The organism is Acidovorax sp., from assembly GCF_022763525.1.
Taxonomy (GTDB): domain Bacteria; phylum Pseudomonadota; class Gammaproteobacteria; order Burkholderiales; family Burkholderiaceae_C; genus Acidovorax.
In genome coordinates this window covers 1-17,123 of the sequence record NZ_JALEGG010000298.1, presented here as the reverse complement: position 1 = coordinate 17,123, position 17,123 = coordinate 1, and the positions used below count along the sequence as shown (strand labels likewise).

Sequence of the window (17,123 nt, the reverse complement as noted above, 5' to 3'; positions counted from 1 at the left end):
TTGTGGCAGGCTCTCAAAGTGGCAGCGTTTTGCAACTGCCGTCCGTGGGCGGAATTGCGACTTTCTCGTTGCTCAGCGGGACAGAAACGGGCCCGATCTTCATGGAGTACACGACGGATCGGTTTGATAACAACGTCAGTAACGGTATCACCGACCCTATTACGGGCATTTATGCGGTCTCCGTGCTGGAAGCGCTGACAGCTCCGCCCACGTTGGACGACGTCGATTTGGGTGAGGTTACAAAGGAAGTTCCGTTTACCGCATTGTTGTCCGCAAAGGGCGGATTGCCTCCTTATACTTGGTCGGCATCTGGCTTGCCTCCGGGTCTGTCGATTGATGCAGGCACGGGCATGATCAGCGGCAAGGTCAGCAAGGACGCTGTTGAGCGTGAATACCGTGCGACCGTGACGGTTGTTGACAGAAACAAGGTTTCTGACACCGCCACCGTGAAGCTCAAGGTGGTGGGGGGACTGCCAGAGGACTTTGCTATCGGCGAATGCAATTCCAATACTGTTTGCTCTCTTGGAACTGCTCAAGTTGGTAAGAGCTTTACCTACTCGTTCGTCGCATCGACAAGTGGCGTGACGTGGAAGTTCACTGGGTTGCCCTCCTGGTTGACCAGTGGAACAACCGACACGGCGGGTGTTCTCAATGGTGTTCCGAAGGTTGCGAACTGTGGCGATCAACGTTTCTTGGTGACAGCGACGAAGGGATCTACTTCGGTCACGCGTACGTTCAGCATCACTGTTGTAAGCGCTGCTTCGATACCGCCCGGTGGGGACCCCCTTGATTTCACCTGTCCGTAGTGTCGAGCCGAATCGGTGCTGCGTGTGTTCGCAGTGCCATCGGCACAGGCCCTACTCAAAAACCCCGGCTTTGCCGGGGTTTTTTTATGGCGATGAGTAGTCGCTGTGGGACGTTCAATCAAGGAATCCGGAATCTCTGATGCGATTTGCGGTGGCACACCTTTCTTGCGCTTTCACCCGCAACCCCTGCTGAACAGGAGGACAAGGGGAGTGTGCTGTCAGAAGCTGCTAGCCGCGCCAATGGCGAAGGGCATAAGGCAGGGCACAATGCTTAGCTTGCCCATTGGGCTTCTGTTTACCTCAGACAATACGCGCCATGCTCCAGCCTCTCCAGGAAGTCCGCATTGATCTAGGCGACCGCAGCTATCGCATCGCTATTGGCAGCGGTCTGCTAGCCGAGCCTTCCCTCTACGCCACCGTACCCCAAGCCAGCACTGCGCTGATCGTGAGCAATACCACCGTCGGTCCGCTTTACGCGGCCCAGCTGCGGACCGCCCTGAATGGACGGTATGCGCGGATCCATGAAGTACTGCTACCCGATGGAGAAGAGCACAAGAACTGGCAGGTCCTTCAACGAATTTTCGACGCCCTCCTTTCCCACGGATGCGACCGTAAAACGGTGCTCTTTGCGCTGGGAGGCGGGGTAGTCGGTGATATGACCGGATTTGCGGCCGCGAGCTACATGCGCGGCGTGCCCTTTGTGCAAGTGCCCACGACCTTGCTCGCCCAGGTGGACTCCTCGGTGGGTGGCAAGACGGCGATCAACCATCCACTGGGCAAGAACATGATCGGCGCCTTTTACCAGCCCCAGTTGGTGGTGTGCGACCTGGATGTGCTGGACACCCTGCCTGCACGGGAATTCAGCGCCGGTCTGGCCGAGGTGATCAAGTACGGGCCAATCGCCGACATGGCGTTTTTTGCGTGGCTTGAATCCAACATCGACGCCTTGATGGCCCGGGACCGCGCTGCCTTGGCGCACGCGGTGCGGCGCTGCTGTGAGATCAAGGCGCAGGTCGTGGGGGCGGACGAGCGCGAGGCCGGCTTGCGAGCAATCTTGAATTTCGGACACACGTTTGGCCACGCCATCGAAGCCGGCATGGGGTACGGTGCCTGGTTGCATGGAGAGGGCGTGGGCGCCGGCATGGTGATGGCCGCAGAGTTGTCCCGGCGCCTCGGACTGGTCGACGCAGATTTCGTCCGCAGGCTCACTGCGCTGATCGGGCGGGCAGGTCTGCCGGTGCGCGGCGCGGTGATCGATGCGAATGACAACGTAGGGCGCTACCTGCAGCTCATGAGAGTGGACAAGAAAGCCGAGGGCGGGGAAATTCGCTTCGTGGTGATCGACGGCCCGGGCCGAGCTGCGATGCGTCCGGCCCCGGATGCACTCGTACGCGCGGTGATTGAGGACTGCTTTGCTCCTTAATTGATAGCTGCTTGCGCTTGCCTGTCAAGCGCAAGCGGCCAAATTCGTTCGAAATGTCTTCCCTTGCTCCTTATGCCTGTGACCCTGCCCGGTCGCTCGGCCGCCGGCATGCCGAAACGCCCGCGCCCACCCGGACCGAATACCAGCGGGACCGAGACCGCATCGTGCACTCCACGGCGTTTCGCCGTCTGGTCTACAAGACGCAGGTTTTTCTCAACCACGAAGGCGATCTCTTTCGCACACGGCTGACCCATTCGCTGGAAGTGGCCCAACTGGGCCGCTCCATCGCTCGGTCGTTGCGGATCAACGAAGACCTGGTCGAAGCCATCTCCCTTGCGCACGACCTCGGGCACACCCCGTTTGGCCATGCAGGGCAGGATGCGCTGAACGGATGCGTGGCCGAACACGGTGGCTTTGAGCACAATCTGCAGAGCCTGCGCGTGGTGGACAAGCTGGAGGAGCGCTACCCCCAATACGACGGTTTGAACCTCACCTTCGAAACGCGAGAAGGCGTACTCAAGCACTGTTCCCGGCGCAACGCGCAGCTGTTGGAGGAGAGCGAGCCCGGCGGTGTGGGGGCGCGTTTCCTGCGCAAGGAGCAGCCGAGTTTGGAGGCGCAATTGTGCAATCTCGCCGATGAGATTTCCTACAACGCACACGACATTGACGACGGTGTCCGCTCGGGTTTGATCACATTGGCCCAGTTGCGCGACGTTCCGCTGTTCGATCAGTTCCGTGCAGCCGCCCAGGCGGAACATCCGGATCTGGGGCGTGCGCCGCTGCAGCGCAGGCTCTTGTACGAAGCCATTCGGCGCATGCTCAGCGCCCAGGTGTACGACGTCATCGACGCAACCCAGGCCGCTTTATCGCGGCATGCCCCGGCCGATGTCCAGGCCGTGCGCCGGGCGCCGCCGCTGGTGATGTTCGGCGATGTCATGCGCGAGCGGTCGCTGCAGCTCAAGCAATTCCTGTTCAAGAACTTGTATCGTCATCCGCGTGTCATGGACACGACGGCGCGCGCACAGGAGGTCGTTCGGGATCTTTTTGCCGCGTACCTTGAGTCGCCCCATGAAATGAACGCGGGTTTCGCTGAACAAGCGGCGTCTGCGGATGGTGGCCCGGTGCGAGCCCGGGCGGTGGCGGATTTCATTGCCGGCATGACGGACCGCTTCGCCGCCCGTGAGCACGAGCGTTTGACCGGTCGACGCCTGTTCGACTGAGCGAACCCGGACGGATCTCGAGGGTGCCTCGCTGTAGGGAGGGCATGCCCCCCGCCAGCCGCCCAAGGCTCCCGCCTTAGAATCTTGCGCCCAGCCCCGCGCCTTGCGCGCTCGCCATACCATGATCACACCTTCCCTTGCCGTACATGCCGGCTCACCTGATTCCGCCGTGCCTTTTGTGGGCGACACCGTGCAATGGCTGGAGCGGGCGGTGATCGGGCTCAACCTCTGCCCCTTCGCCAAAGGCGTCCACGTGAAGGGGCAGATTCATTACGCGGTCACGCTGGCTAACAACCCCGCGGAAGTGCTGGAAGCGTTGCGCAGCGAACTGTCCGCGCTGGTGGCTGCGTCGCCCGAACAGCGCGACACCACCTTGCTCATCGTCCCGCACTGCCTGAACGATTTCCTCGATTTCAACGACTTTCAAGACGCTGCCGAGGCGCTGCTGGAGAAGATGGATTTGGACGGAACACTGCAGATTGCGAGCTTTCATCCGCAGTTTCAGTTTGTGGGTACCACCGAGGACGATGTGACCAATTGCACCAATCGATCGCCTTATCCCACGCTGCACCTGCTGCGCGAAGAGAGCATTGATCGGGCTGTGGAGGTATTTCCCGATGCAGAAGCCATTTTCGAGCGCAACATGGAAGTGCTGCGGGGCCTCGGCACAGCAGGATGGTCGGCGCTGAATGTCGGCGCAGGCGCAACTGCGGTATCTCCGTCGCGTGAGACCGTGCGGCCCCAGCCATGAAAAAAACCGACTCCACCGCGAGCGGGCGCCTACGGCCCGCAGGTACGGCGCAGGAAGGCCCGGCTACTCCGAAGAAGCCAATGGCTTCCGGCGCGCCGCAGGACGTCTTGTCGGAGCTGCGGCCCGGCCAGTCGGTTGAACTGCTCCAGGAACTGCACATCCTGACGCGCGACGGGCGCCTCAACCAGGACTCTCGCCGCAAGCTCAAGCAGGTGTACCACCTCTTCAACTTCATCGAACCCTTGCTTGCGGAGCTGTCCGCGGGCGCCGCAGGCCCTACCTTGGCGGACCATGGAGCGGGCAAGTCCTACCTTGGGTTCATCCTCTACGACCTGTACTTCAAGGCGCTGGGCAAGGGGCATATCTACGGAGTGGAAACGCGTGGCGAACTGGTGGAAAAGTCGCGCCTGCTCGCTGGCAAACTGGGATTTGGGCGAATGTCCTTCCTTAACGTTTCGGTCGCCGAGGCCACTGGTGCCGATGACCTGCCAGCACAGATCGACGTGGTCACTGCCTTGCATGCATGCGACACCGCCACCGACGACGCCATTGCCTTCGGGCTCCAGAAGAAGGCCCGCGCCATGGTGCTCGTGCCGTGCTGCCAGGCCGAGATGGCAGCTTGCCTGCGCCAGGGCAAGACCCTGCAACTCGCCCGCACCCCGCTGGCTGAACTGTGGCGCCACCCTTTGCACACGCGTGAATTGGGAAGCCAGGTCACCAACGTATTGCGCTGCCTGTATCTGGAGGCCAGCGGCTACCAGGTCACCGTGACCGAGTTGGTGGGCTGGGAGCACAGCATGAAAAACGAGCTCATCATTGCCCGCTATACCGGACAGAAGAAGCGCAGTGCTGCGGAGCGACTGAAGGCGATCCTGACCGAGTTCGGCCTGGAGGGGGCGATGGGTAGGCGCTTTGGCATCGCTTCCCAAGACCAAGAGACTGGTGCGGGTCACGCCACTGCGGAATCGACAACAGCATCGATTCAAGCGTAGGGAACTCCTTGAGGGGAGAAATTGGGGACGGGTTTATCATCCTGTCCTCCTCAGCTTCTCTCCGATCCATGGCCCGCCTGCCGCGCCTGACCTTGCCAGGCCATCTGCACCACATCATCCAGCGCGGCAACAACCGCCAAGCCATCTTTGTCGACCGCGAGGACTACGAGATGATGCTTACGCTCCTGGCGGACAACGCCCAGAAGTACGAGGTGGATGTGCACGCCTACGTGCTGATGGCCAATCACTTTCATCTTCTGGCCACGCCGGCTACGGGGCAGGGGCTGCCTCAGATGATGCAAGCCGTGGGGCGGCGCTATGTGCAGTACTTCAATCGGCGCCATGGCCGTACCGGCACGCTGTGGGAGGGGCGCTACCGTTCTGCGGTGTTGCAGCCCGAGCGCTACCTGCTGCCTTGCATGGTGTACTTCGACCTGAACCCCGTTCGCGCTGGCGACGTGGGCCGGGCTGCGGACTACCTGTGGTCCAGCCACGGCCACTGGCTGGGCTTGCGCAGTGAGCGCCTGCTCTCGCCCCATGCCCTCTATTGGGCACTGGGCAATACGCCTTTTGCCCGTGAAGCGGCCTACGCGGCCTTGGTAGAAGCGGGACTCTCGTCTCAGGACCGAGCGGCCCTGACGTCTTCCGCCCTCAGCGGATGGGCGTTGGGTGACGCCCACTTCGTGCAAGCGCTGCAAGCAGACACGCCACGCCGTGTCACCCCGCGCCCCGCCGGGCGTCCTCCCTTAACCCAAAAGTAATCTCGGCGAAGAGAGGTCAACTCTTCCTTCGGGTTGCATTTTCTCAAATTAATGCGTCCCCAATTTAATCAGCAAATCAATCTGAATTCACTATATTTGTATCTGACCCCAATTAATCCACTTGCCAAGAGATGTTGCAATGCACTAATCTTCGCTTCCCTGCGAAAAACATGAGGAGTGCGCCATGACCACGGCCGCCGAGATCCAGCATCTGCAACAACACGGTTTGTATTCATCGGGTAACGAACACGACGCCTGCGGCCTCGGGTTTGTGGCCCACATCAAGGGCATCAAGCGCCACGACATCGTGACGCAGGCCCTGAAGATCCTGGAAAACATCGACCACCGTGGCGCCGTGGGTGCCGACCCGCTGATGGGCGACGGCGCCGGGATCCTCATCCAGATTCCGGATGCCCTCTACCGCGAGGAAATGGCCAAGCAAGGCGTGACCTTGCCTGCGGCAGGCGAGTACGGCGTGGGCATGATCTTTTTGCCCAAGGAGCACGCCTCCCGCCTTGCGTGCGAGCAGGAGATGGAGCGCGCCATCAAGGCCGAGGGGCAGGTGCTGCTGGGTTGGCGCGATGTACCGGTCAACCGCGATATGCCCATGTCGCCCACCGTGCGCAAGAAGGAGCCCATCCTGCGCCAGGTCTTCATTGGCCGCGGCAACGACGTGATCGTCCAGGATGCGCTGGAACGCAAGCTCTACGTCATCCGCAAGACGGCCAGCGCCAATATCCAGGCTCTCAAGCTCAAGCACAGCAAAGAGTATTACGTGCCCAGCATGAGCAGCCGCACCGTGGTCTACAAGGGCCTGCTGCTGGCCGACCAGGTAGGCAAGTACTACCTCGACCTGCAGGATGAACGCTGCGTTTCCGCCATCGGCTTGGTGCACCAGCGCTTCTCCACCAACACCTTCCCGGAGTGGCCGCTGGCCCACCCCTACCGCTACGTGGCGCACAACGGTGAAATTAACACCGTCAAGGGCAACTACAACTGGATGAAGGCGCGCGAAGGCGTCATGGCTTCGCCAGTGCTCGCGGCTGACCTTCAAAAGCTCTACCCCATCAGCTTCGCCGACCAGTCCGACACTGCCACGTTCGACAACTGCCTCGAACTGCTGACCATGGCCGGCTACCCGATCAGCCAGGCCGTGATGATGATGATTCCCGAACCCTGGGAGCAGCACACCACCATGGACGAGCGCCGTCGCGCCTTCTATGAATACCACGCCGCCATGCTCGAGCCCTGGGACGGCCCGGCCTCCATCGTGTTCACCGACGGCCGCCAGATTGGCGCCACGCTGGACCGCAATGGCCTGCGCCCTTCGCGCTACTGCATCACCGACGATGACCTGGTCGTCATGGGGTCTGAATCCGGCGTACTGCCGATCCCCGAGAACCGCATCGTGCGCAAGTGGCGCCTGCAGCCGGGCAAGATGTTCCTCATCGACTTGGAGCAGGGCCGGCTGATCGAGGACGACGAACTCAAGGCCAACATCGTCAACACCAAGCCCTACAAGCAGTGGATCGAGAACCTGCGCATCAAGCTCGACAGCATCGAAGCCGGCGACCATGCTGCTGCGCAGCAGGGCGCTGAACTGCCCCTGCTGGACCGCCAGCAGGCCTTCGGCTACACGCAGGAAGACATCAAATTCCTGATGGCCCCCATGGCCAAGAATGGCGAAGAGGGCATTGGCTCCATGGGCAACGACAGCCCCCTGGCTGTGCTGTCCGGCAAGAACAAGCCGCTGTACAACTACTTCAAGCAGCTGTTCGCCCAGGTGACGAACCCGCCGATCGACCCGATCCGCGAGGCCATCGTGATGTCGCTCAACAGCTTCATTGGCCCCAAGCCCAACCTGCTGGACATCAACCAGGTCAACCCACCGATGCGGCTCGAAGTGAGCCAGCCTGTGCTCGACTTTGCCGACATGGCCAAGTTGCGCGACATTGCGCAATACACGCAAGGCAAATTCAAGAGTGCCACCATCGATATCACCTACCCGCTGAGCTGGGGCCGTGAAGGTGTGGAAGCCAAGCTCGCCTCCCTGTGCGCGCAGGCGGTGGACGCTATCAAAGGCGGTGCCAACATCCTCATCATCAGTGACCGCGCCGTGAGCGCCACGCAAGTGGCTATTCCCGCGCTGCTGGCACTGTCGGCCATCCACCAGCATCTGGTGGTGACGGGCCTGCGCACCACCGCCGGCCTGGTGGTCGAGACGGGCACCGCGCGCGAAGTGCACCACTTCGCCGTGCTGGCGGGCTACGGCGCCGAGGCGGTTCACCCCTACCTCGCCATGGAAACCCTGGCCGAGATGCACAAGGACCTGGGTGGCGACCTGTCGGCCGACAAGGCCATCTACAACTACGTGAAGGCCATTGGCAAGGGTCTTTCGAAGATCATGTCCAAGATGGGCGTGAGCACGTACATGAGCTACTGCGGCGCACAGCTGTTCGAGGCCATTGGCCTGAACTCGGAAACCGTCAGCAAGTACTTCACTGGCACTGCCAGCCGCGTGGAAGGCATTGGCGTGTTCGAGATCGCCGAAGAAGCCATCCGCATGCACAAGGCCGCCTTTGGTGACGACCCTGTGCTCGAAACGATGCTGGATGCCGGTGGCGAGTACGCGTGGCGCGCCCGAGGCGAAGACCACATGTGGACCCCCGACGCGATTGCCAAGCTGCAGCACAGCACGCGTGCCAACAACTGGAACACATACAAGGAATACGCCCAGATCATCAACGACCAGAGCAAGCGCCATATGACGCTGCGCGGCCTGTTCGAGTTCAAGATCGACCCCGCCAAGGCGATCCCGGTGGACGAGGTCGAGCCAGCCAAGGAAATCGTCAAGCGATTTGCCACCGGCGCCATGTCGCTGGGCTCCATCTCCACCGAGGCGCACGCCACGTTGGCCGTGGCCATGAACCGCATCGGCGGCAAGAGCAACACCGGCGAAGGCGGAGAAGATGCTGCGCGTTATCGCAACGAACTCAAGGGTATCCCGATCAAGAAGGGCGACACCCTCAAGAGCGTGATTGGCGCTGAAAACGTCGAGGTGGACCTGCCACTGCTGGACGGCGACTCCCTGCGCAGCCGCATCAAGCAGGTGGCGTCGGGCCGGTTCGGCGTCACGGCCGAGTACCTGTCGTCGGCCGATCAGATTCAGATCAAGATGGCGCAGGGTGCCAAGCCCGGTGAAGGTGGGCAACTGCCAGGCGGCAAGGTGTCCAACTACATCGGCAAGCTGCGCCACAGCGTGCCGGGCGTGGGGCTGATCTCGCCCCCACCGCACCACGACATCTATTCCATCGAAGACTTGGCCCAGCTGATCCACGATCTCAAGAACGTGGCTCCGCACGCGGGCATCAGCGTCAAGCTGGTCTCCGAAGTGGGCGTGGGCACCATTGCGGCCGGCGTGGCCAAGTGCAAGAGCGACCACGTCGTGATCGCTGGCCACGACGGCGGCACTGGTGCATCGCCCTGGTCGTCCATCAAGCACGCAGGCGGTCCGTGGGAAATCGGCTTGGCCGAAACCCAGCAGACCCTGGTGCTCAACCGCCTGCGCGGCCGCATCCGTGTGCAGGCCGACGGCCAGATGAAGACCGGCCGCGACGTCGCCATCGGTGCGCTGCTCGGCGCTGACGAATTCGGTTTTGCCACGGCCCCGCTGGTGGTCGAGGGCTGCATCATGATGCGCAAGTGCCACCTCAACACCTGCCCCGTGGGCGTGGCCACGCAGGACCCCGAGCTGCGCAAGAAGTTCTCGGGCAAGCCCGAGCATGTGGTGAACTACTTCTTCTTCATCGCCGAAGAAGTGCGCCAGATCATGGCCCAGCTGGGCATTCGCAAGTTCGACGACCTGATTGGCCGCACCGACCTGCTCGACATGCGCCACGGCATCGAGCACTGGAAGGCGCGCGGCCTCGACTTCAGCCGCCTCTTTGCCCAGCCCAACGTGCCCGCCGACGTGCCGCGCTACCACGTGGATGTGCAAGACCACAACATCGAGCACACGCTGGACCGCAAGCTCATCGAGCGCAGCAAGCCCGCCATCGAAAAGGGCGAGCGCGTGCAGTTCATCGAGGTTGCGCGCAACGTGAACCGCTCGGTTGGTGCCATGCTGTCCGGCGCGGTCACCCGCGTGCACCCCGATGGTCTGCCTGACGACACCATTCGCATCCAGCTTGAGGGCACCGGCGGCCAGTCGTTCGGCGCCTTCCTCACGCGCGGCATCACGCTGTACCTGATCGGTGACGCCAACGACTACACCGGCAAGGGCCTTTCCGGCGGCCGTGTGATCGTGCGCCCCAGCATCGACTTCCGCGGCGATGCCGTGCGCAACACCATCGTGGGCAATACCGTGATGTACGGGGCCACCACGGGCGAGGCCTTCTTCAGTGGCGTCGCTGGCGAGCGTTTTGCCGTGCGCCTGTCGGGCGCCACGGCGGTGGTGGAAGGCACGGGCGACCACGGCTGCGAATACATGACCGGCGGCACCGTGGTGGTGTTGGGCAAGACCGGCCGCAACTTTGCGGCCGGCATGAGCGGCGGCGTGGCGTATGTGTACGACGAAGACGGGCAGTTCGACACCCGCTGCAATATGTCCATGGTGACGCTGGAGCGCATCCTGCCCGCCACGGAGCAGGAAGCGACGGTGCCGCGCTCGATCTGGCACAACGGCCAGACGGACGAAGCCCAGCTCAAGAAGCTGCTGGAAGATCACAACCGCTGGACGGGCAGCAAGCGGGCGCGTGAACTGCTCGACAACTGGGCTGCCTCGCGCAGCAAGTTCGTGAAGGTATTTCCGACGGAATACAAGCGCGCCCTGGCAGAGATTTATGAACGACAAGTGCTGGAGGAGCCTGATACGCCTGCGGTAGCAGCTATCAAATCCGAAGCGGTTGCAGCCAAATGAGGCTGCGCTAACGGCAACACGGCACATCATTCATAGAGATAAAAGGACACCGTCATGGGAAAGACCACTGGCTTCATGGAGTACGAGCGCATCGAGGAGGGCTACAAGCCCGTGCCCGAGCGCCTGAAGCACTACAAGGAATTCGTCATCGGCCTGGACGACAAGCAGGCCAAGATCCAGGGCGCGCGCTGCATGGACTGCGGCACGCCGTTCTGCAACAACGGCTGCCCCGTCAACAACATCATTCCGGACTTCAACGACCTCGTGTACCAGCAGGACTGGAAGAGCGCGTGGGCCGTGCTGGATTCCACCAACAACTTCCCCGAATTCACGGGCCGCATCTGCCCCGCACCCTGCGAGGCAGCCTGTGTGCTGAACGTGAACGACGACCCCGTGGGCATCAAGTCCATCGAGCACGCGATCATCGACCGGGCCTGGGCCGAAGGCTGGGTCAAGCCGCGCGTGGCCAAGCACAAGACCGGCAAGAAGGTGGCGGTGGTCGGCGCGGGCCCGGCCGGCCTGGCTGCCGCCCAGCAACTCGCGCGTGCTGGCCACGACGTGACCGTGTTCGAGAAGAACGACCGTGTGGGCGGGCTGCTGCGCTACGGCATTCCTGACTTCAAGATGGAGAAGTCCCACATCGACCGCCGCGTGCAGCAGATGGAAGCCGAAGGCGTGGTGTTTCGCACCAGCGTCTTCGTGGGCGCCGCCAAGGATGGCCTGGGCAAGGGTTCCAAGGTCACGAACTGGGCCAAGGAAACCGTCACGCCTGAGCAACTGCAGAAGGAATTCGATGCGGTGTTGCTGACCGGTGGCGCCGAGCAGTCGCGCGACCTGCCTGTGCCGGGCCGCGATCTGGACGGCATTCATTTCGCCATGGAGTTCCTGCCTCAGCAGAACAAGGTCAACGCGGGCGACAAGCTCAAGGGGCAAATCCGCGCGGACGGCAAGCACGTCATCGTCATCGGCGGTGGCGACACCGGCAGCGATTGCGTGGGCACCAGCAACCGCCACGGTGCCGCGAGCGTGACCCAGTTCGAGGTCATGCCACAGCCCCCGAGCCAGGAAAACCGCCCGCTGACCTGGCCCTACTGGCCCCTCAAGCTGCGCACCAGTTCCAGTCACGAAGAGGGTTGCGTGCGCGAATTCGCCATCTCCACCAAGGAATTCACGGGTGAGAAGGGCAAGGTCAAGAGTTTGACCACCGTGCAGGTGGAGTTCAAGGACGGCAAGCTGGTGGAAGTCCCGGGCACGGAAAAGCACTACCAGGCCGATCTGGTGCTGCTGGCCATGGGTTTCGTGAGCCCTGTGGCCGCCGTGCTGGAAGCCTTTGGCGTGGACAAGGACGCCCGCGGCAACGCCCGCGCCACCACGGAGTTCGACGGTGGCTATGCGACCAACGTGCCCAAGGTCTTTGCCGCAGGCGACATCCGCCGCGGCCAGTCGCTGGTGGTGTGGGCCATCCGCGAAGGACGGCAGGCGGCGCGCGCGGTCGACGAGTTTTTGATGGGCTTCTCCGATCTGCCCCGCTGACAGCCTCGCGTGGCGATTTGCCCCCCCAAAACGGCGCCCTGGCGCCGTTTTTCGTTCCAGACTCCTGCGTGATGCGGCATCGCCCCAGCGGCAGTGGGGCTTTGCAGGTTGCGAGGGCGCCACACGGACGGGCCGTGCGCCCTTCGGTCGCCCTCCCTGCCCGCGTCGGCCACGGAACGCTGGCTTTGTTGGCACAATCACCGGTTTTGCCGGCCTGGGGCGCCAACGCCTCTTGCGGGCCGGGCGCGTGCCCGCTGTGGTTAAACATACATTGCTGTATGTATGTTGACTTCTTCGACTACCATCGCTGCTGGATTTCTGGCACCGCCCTGTCGGGCTGCGGTGCCGAGTACGGATTTTCCTGAACCTATCGTTTTGCATGCCTGAAACGTCCTCCCTTGTCGAGTTGCGCAATGCCTCGTTCTCTTACGGAGACCGAAGCATCCTGCGCGGCGTTTCGCTGACCGTGCCACGGGGCAAGGTCACGGCGCTCATGGGGGCTTCGGGCGGGGGCAAGACCACCGTCCTGCGGCTGATCGGCGGGCAGCAGCGTGCCCAGAGTGGCGAGGTGCTGTTTGACGGGCAGGACGTGGGGCGCCTGGATGCGCAGGGTTTGTATGCCGTGCGCCGCCGCATGGGCATGCTTTTTCAGTTTGGTGCGTTGTTCACCGATCTTTCCGTGTTCGAGAACGTGGCGTTTCCGCTGCGCGAGCACACCGATCTCTCGGAGGCGCTGATCCGCGATGTGGTGCTGATGAAGCTGCATGCCGTGGGCCTGCGGGGCGCGCGCGACCTGATGCCCAGCGAGATTTCGGGTGGCATGGCGCGGCGGGTGGCCTTGGCCCGCGCCATCGCGCTCGACCCGGAACTCGTCATGTACGACGAACCCTTTGCCGGGTTGGACCCCATCTCGCTGGGTACGGCCGCGCAGCTGATTCGCCAGCTCAATGACGCCATGGGCCTTACCAGCATCGTCGTGTCACACGACCTGGAAGAAACCTTCCGGCTGGCCGACCACGTGATCATCCTCGGTGCGGGCGTGGTGGCTGCGGAGGGTACGCCGGATGAGGTCCGAGCCAGCACCGACCCGCTGGTACACCAGTTCGTGAACGCGCTGCCGACGGGGCCTGTGCCGTTTCACCACCCCGGGCCAGATGCCGCGCAGGACTTCGGCCCTCTCGGAGGGCGCGCACCATGAGGTGGTACCACCCGTCGGACGTGGGTTTCGCTGTGCGCTGCAAGCTGGCCGACATCGGCATGGGCGCCAGGCTCTTTGTGCAACTGGTGCGGCTGGTGGGGGCCACCTTCCTGCGGCCCTCGCTGGTGCGCGACCAGGTGCATTTTCTGGGCAACTACTCGCTGGCGATCATTGCGGTCTCTGGCCTGTTCGTGGGGCTGGTGCTCGGGCTGCAGGGGTATTACACGCTGCAGCGCTATGGCTCCTCGGAAGCCTTGGGCCTGCTGGTCACGCTGTCTCTGGTGCGGGAGCTGGGGCCGGTGGTCACGGCGCTGCTCTTTGCGGGTCGTGCAGGCACGTCTCTCACGGCGGAAATCGGGTTGATGCGGGCGGGCGAGCAACTCAGCGCCATGGAGATGATGGCGGTGGACCCGGTGCTGCGCATCCTGGCGCCGCGTTTTTGGGCCGGTGTGATCGCCATGCCCCTGCTGGCCGCCGTGTTCAGCGCCGTGGGCGTGATTGGCGGCTGGAGCGTGGGCGTGCTGATGATCGGGATCGACCCCGGCGCCTTCTGGAGCCAGACGCAGGGTGGCGTGGACGTATGGAAAGACCTGGGCAACGGCGTGCTCAAGAGCATTGTGTTCGGCTTCGCGGTCACCTTTGTGGCGCTGCTGCAGGGCTTCACGGCCAAGCCGACCCCTGAGGGCGTTTCGCGGGCCACCACGCGCACCGTCGTGATGGCGTGCCTGTCGGTTCTGGCGCTGGACTTCGTCCTCACCGCGCTGATGTTCAGTATCTGAGGCTGGCGATGCGCCCGGCCGTGAAGAGGAATCAAACTATGCAACGCTCCAAGAACGATCTCTGGGTCGGCCTGTTCGTGATGTTGGGGGCTGTGGCGCTGGTGTTTCTGGCGCTGCAGTCGGCCAACCTGCTGAGCTTGAACTTCCAGTCGGGCTACCGCATCACCGCGCGCTTTGACAACATCGGCGGCCTCAAGCCGCAGGCAGCGGTGCGCAGCGCTGGTGTGGTGGTCGGTCGCGTGGAGGCAATCACGTTCGACGACAAGACCTACCAGGCGCGGGTGACGCTGGCGATGGAAAACCGCTACGCTTTTCCCAAGGACAGCTCCCTCAAGATTCTCACCAGTGGCCTGCTGGGCGAGCAGTACATCGGTATCGAGGCGGGGGCCGACGAGAAGAACCTCGCGGCCGGCGACACGGTCACCGCGACGCAGTCGGCCGTGGTGCTTGAAAACCTCATTGGACAGTTTCTCTACAGCAAAGCCGAAGACGGCGGTAAGCCCGCAGGGGCAGGTGACAAAAAATGATGAACATTCCATCCACCACGTCGGCCCTGGCCGCATCGGCGCAGCGTGTGCTGCGCGCCGGGGGGCTGGCCGTGGCGGCGCTGCTGCTGGGCGGGTGCGCCACCGTGGCCAACCCCGACCCGCGCGACCCGCTCGAGTCCTACAACCGCGGCATGACCCGATTCAACGAGCAGGTCGATGCCCTGGTGCTCAAGCCCGCGGCCATCGCCTACCAGGACATCGCACCGGCGCCGGTGCGCACGGGTGTGAGCAACTTTTTCGCCAACCTCGGAGATGTCTGGTCGTTCGTGAACAACGTGCTGCAGCTGCGTGCCGAGGCGGCAGCGTCCAGCTTCATGCGTGTGAACGTCAACACCTTCATGGGCTTGGGCGGGGTGCTGGACATCGCCAGTGAGCTGGGCATTGACCGTTACAAGCAGGACTTTGGACTCACCCTGGGACGCTGGGGCGTGAGTACCGGGCCGTACCTGGTGTTGCCCATTCTCGGGCCATCCACGGTACGCGACACCTTTGCCCTGCCGGTCGACACCTATGGCAACCTCGTGCGCCATGTCGATCCGGTCTCGGCCCGCAATTCGCTGTATGCCTTGAACGCCGTGGACATGCGCGCCAACCTGCTGCGCGCCAGCTCGGTCCTCGACAGTGCGGCGCTGGACAAGTACAGCTTCACGCGCGACGTCTACCTGCAGGTGCGCAGCCAGGCCGGCGAGGTGAAAAACGGTAACGGGGAAGACGATCGCAAGAACGCCAACGATGGCGTGCTGCCCGAGGAGCCTGCTCGCTGAGCAGAGTGGCCGGGCGCTGGACTGGCGCCTGCCGCGGGGTTTTTGCTGGCAGAGGGCTGGCGTTGCACTTGCTTGCAAAACGCAACCCCCGCGACGCACGGTCTGCTCCGCCGGCCCACACAATGAACAACGTGGGTCCTGAGCCTGTTGGGCCGGGGTACCCGCGAAATACCGAATGAGAAAGCAGACGAAATGATGAATCGACGTTTACTGGGCCGCATGGCCGTGTGTATTGCCGCAACGGCATCGCTGGGCCTGCCGCTGTCCGCGCTGGCGGCGGACGAGGCGCCCGACGCGATGATCAAGCGCCTTTCCACCGATGTGCTCAATACCGTCAAGGGTGACAAGGCCATCCAAGGCGGCGACCTGGGCAAGATCATTGCGCTGGTCGACAAGACCGTGATGCCCAACGTGAACTTCCGCCGCATGACCGCCGCCGCCGTCGGCCCCGGCTGGCGCCAGGCCACGCCCGAGCAGCAAAAGCGCCTGCAGGAAGAGTTCAAGATCCTCCTGGTGCGCACCTATTCGGGTGCGTTGGCCCAGGTCAACGACCAGACCATCCAGGTCAAGCCCCTGCGCGCCTCCCCAGATGACAAGGACGTGCTCGTGCGCACCGAAATCGTGGGCCGGGGCGACCCGATCCAGCTGGACTACCGGCTGGAGAAGACGCCGGGCGATGGCGCGGGCTGGAAGATCTACAACCTGAATGTGCTGGGGGTGTGGCTGGTGGAGACCTACCGCGGCCAGTTTGCGCAGGAGATCAATGCCAAGGGCATCGACGGCCTCATTGAAACCCTGGTGGCGCGCAACAAGGCCAACGCCACTGCCAAAGGCTAAAGGCCAAGGCGCGCCATGCTGGTATTGCCCGCTGAGCTGACCCACCGCCAGGCCACGGCCAGCCTGCGCATGCTGCTGCAAGGCCTGCGGGTGCATCGCGAGCCAGGGGTCGTGGTGGACGCGAGTGCCATGGCGACTTTCGACAGTTCCGCCCTCGCCGTGCTGCTGGAATGCCGGCGAGAGGCCCTGGCGTTGGGCAAGACGTTCGCGGTGCAGGGCCTGCCCGCTGCGCTGCGCAGCCTGGCGGGGCTGTACGGCGTGGGCACCTTGTTGGCTCCGGCTTCCTGAGGTTGCCCGGCCCGCTGCCGGGGCTGTGTTTGGCCCCACGGCAGCAGCTTGGGGGCGAAGCCGTAAAATCATGGGCTTCATGCCCGCAGTCTCCTTCCAAGCCATCTCCAAGACCTTTGCCACGCCCAAGGGTTCTTTTCAGGCACTGAACCAGGTCAACCTGGACATCGAGGAGGGCGAGTTCTTCGGCCTCCTGGGCCCCAACGGTGCCGGCAAAACCACCTTGATCAGCATCCTGGCCGGGTTGGCGCGCGCCACCTCCGGCCGCGTACTTGTCCACATCATCAAAAGGCCGTTTAGGGCTT

15 protein-coding genes are annotated in these 17,123 nt (G+C 63.2%); all 15 read left to right on the top strand.

What is annotated here, in order from left to right; genetic code table 11:
- Positions 1–806 (top strand): putative Ig domain-containing protein (locus MRY84_RS22660; protein WP_291507920.1); only part of this gene is annotated, 806 nt, incomplete at its 5' end.
- Positions 807–1,122: 316 nt separating this feature from the next.
- Positions 1,123–2,229: a 3-dehydroquinate synthase gene (aroB, locus tag MRY84_RS22655; protein WP_291507919.1), complete on the top strand. Its 1,107-nt coding sequence runs from the start codon at positions 1,123–1,125 to the stop codon at positions 2,227–2,229.
- 53 nt (positions 2,230–2,282) lie between these two features.
- Positions 2,283–3,449: a deoxyguanosinetriphosphate triphosphohydrolase gene (locus tag MRY84_RS22650; RefSeq protein ID WP_291507918.1), complete on the top strand. Its 1,167-nt coding sequence runs from the start codon at positions 2,283–2,285 to the stop codon at positions 3,447–3,449.
- 121 nt (positions 3,450–3,570) lie between these two features.
- A complete protein-coding gene (locus tag MRY84_RS22645; RefSeq protein WP_291507917.1) occupies positions 3,571–4,200 on the top strand; it encodes a DUF1415 domain-containing protein in 630 nt (209 codons plus the stop codon).
- Between the two features lie 80 nt (positions 4,201–4,280).
- The gene (locus MRY84_RS22640) at positions 4,281–5,192 is read left to right on the top strand and encodes an SAM-dependent methyltransferase (protein WP_291507921.1); all 912 of its coding nucleotides are present in this window, start codon (positions 4,281–4,283) and stop codon (positions 5,190–5,192) included.
- 68 nt (positions 5,193–5,260) lie between these two features.
- A complete protein-coding gene (locus tag MRY84_RS22635) occupies positions 5,261–5,953 on the top strand; it encodes a transposase (protein ID WP_291507916.1) in 693 nt (230 codons plus the stop codon).
- Positions 5,954–6,137: 184 nt separating this feature from the next.
- Positions 6,138–10,871 (top strand): glutamate synthase-related protein, encoded by a 4,734-nt coding sequence (locus tag MRY84_RS22630; protein WP_291507915.1) that lies wholly within the window; start codon positions 6,138–6,140, stop codon positions 10,869–10,871.
- Between the two features lie 54 nt (positions 10,872–10,925).
- Complete coding sequence (locus MRY84_RS22625) at positions 10,926–12,404, top strand: glutamate synthase subunit beta (protein ID WP_291507914.1); 1,479 nt, start codon at positions 10,926–10,928, stop codon at positions 12,402–12,404.
- A 379-nt stretch (positions 12,405–12,783) separates the two neighbouring features.
- Complete coding sequence (locus tag MRY84_RS22620) at positions 12,784–13,602, top strand: ABC transporter ATP-binding protein (RefSeq protein WP_291507913.1); 819 nt, start codon at positions 12,784–12,786, stop codon at positions 13,600–13,602.
- A complete protein-coding gene (mlaE, locus tag MRY84_RS22615) occupies positions 13,599–14,381 on the top strand; it encodes a lipid asymmetry maintenance ABC transporter permease subunit MlaE (protein ID WP_291507912.1) in 783 nt (260 codons plus the stop codon). The genes MRY84_RS22620 and mlaE overlap by 4 nt, the downstream gene beginning before the upstream one ends.
- 38 nt (positions 14,382–14,419) lie before the next feature.
- Entirely contained in the window at positions 14,420–14,908 is a 489-nt protein-coding gene (gene mlaD / locus MRY84_RS22610) for an outer membrane lipid asymmetry maintenance protein MlaD (protein WP_291507911.1), read from the top strand.
- Entirely contained in the window at positions 14,905–15,693 is a 789-nt protein-coding gene (locus MRY84_RS22605) for a VacJ family lipoprotein (protein WP_291507910.1), read from the top strand. The genes mlaD and MRY84_RS22605 overlap by 4 nt, the downstream gene beginning before the upstream one ends.
- A gap of 192 nt (positions 15,694–15,885) precedes the next feature.
- Positions 15,886–16,530, top strand: a complete 645-nt coding sequence (locus MRY84_RS22600; RefSeq protein WP_291507909.1) for an ABC transporter substrate-binding protein — start codon at positions 15,886–15,888, stop codon at positions 16,528–16,530.
- Positions 16,531–16,545: 15 nt separating this feature from the next.
- Entirely contained in the window at positions 16,546–16,818 is a 273-nt protein-coding gene (locus MRY84_RS22595; RefSeq protein WP_291507908.1) for an STAS domain-containing protein, read from the top strand.
- A 79-nt stretch (positions 16,819–16,897) separates the two neighbouring features.
- Positions 16,898–17,123 (top strand): ATP-binding cassette domain-containing protein (locus tag MRY84_RS22590; protein WP_291507907.1); only part of this gene is annotated, 226 nt, incomplete at its 3' end.